Source organism: Pseudomonas nitroreducens TX1 (assembly GCF_000313755.1).
Taxonomy (GTDB): Bacteria; Pseudomonadota; Gammaproteobacteria; order Pseudomonadales; family Pseudomonadaceae; genus Pseudomonas; species Pseudomonas nitroreducens_A.
Map to the genome: position 1 here is coordinate 1 of NZ_AMZB01000045.1, position 520 is coordinate 520.

The 520-nt window shown below is 66.5% G+C and carries 1 protein-coding gene; it reads left to right on the top strand.

All coding sequences use genetic code 11. From position 1 onward, the window contains the following. Nucleotides 1-520: Tn3 family transposase (locus C167_RS32005; protein WP_017516358.1), on the top strand; the 520-nt coding region annotated here is incomplete at both ends.

A 520-nucleotide genomic window follows, 5' to 3' on the forward strand; every position in this document is an offset into this window, starting at 1 on the left:
AGCCTGGCACATCCGCGACGAAACCTATTCGGCAGCCCTGGCCGAGCTGGTCAACCACCAGTACCGGCATGCCTTCGCCGCTCACTGGGGCGACGGCACCACCTCATCCTCCGATGGCCAGCGCTTCCGGGCGGGCGGCCGGGGCGAGAGCACCGGGCACGTCAATCCGAAGTACGGCAGCGAGCCGGGGCGGCTGTTCTACACCCATATCTCCGATCAGTACGCCCCGTTCAGCACCCGCGTGGTGAATGTCGGCGTGCGCGATTCCACCTATGTGCTCGACGGCCTGCTGTACCACGAGTCCGACCTGCGGATCGAGGAGCACTACACCGACACGGCCGGCTTCACCGATCACGTCTTCGCCCTGATGCATCTGCTGGGTTTTCGCTTCGCGCCGCGCATCCGCGACCTCGGCGAAACCAAGCTGTACGTGCCGCAGGGGGTGCAGGCCTACCCGACGCTGCGCCCACTGATCGGCGGCACCCTGAACATCAAGCACGTCCGCGCCCATTGGGACGAC